The sequence below is a fragment of the Halalkalibacter lacteus genome (assembly GCF_036663595.1).
Lineage (GTDB): Bacteria > Bacillota > Bacilli > Bacillales > Bacillaceae_D > Halalkalibacter > Halalkalibacter lacteus.
In genome coordinates this window covers 1-263 of record NZ_JAWRVL010000275.1, presented here as the reverse complement: position 1 = coordinate 263, position 263 = coordinate 1, and the positions used below count along the sequence as shown (strand labels likewise).

Genomic DNA, 263 nt, shown 5'->3' with positions numbered 1-263 from the left:
CGCCGTCCCGGCGTGCTGGAACGGTGCCTCGGGGCACCGGATCGGGTCAGCCGTCGCCGAGCGGCACGCCCATGACGTTGAACCCGCCGTCGACGTAGACGACCTCGCCGGTCACGGCCGACGCGAGATCGGATGACAGCCCCCGGGCCGTCTTGCCCACGTCCTCGGGGGTGATGTTGGCTCGCAGCGGCGCGACCTCGGCGAACGACGAGTAGAGCCTTCGGAAGTCGCGGACGCCCCAGGCGGACAGGGTCCGGACAGGA

At 71.9% G+C, this 263-nt stretch carries 1 protein-coding gene; it reads right to left on the bottom strand.

Annotation, left to right across the window (positions count from 1 at the left end; translation table 11 throughout):
• Positions 1-46: 46 nt before the first annotated feature.
• A partial coding sequence (locus tag SAZ04_RS22340; RefSeq protein WP_332699843.1) for an SDR family oxidoreductase occupies positions 47-263 on the bottom strand: 217 nt, incomplete at its 5' end.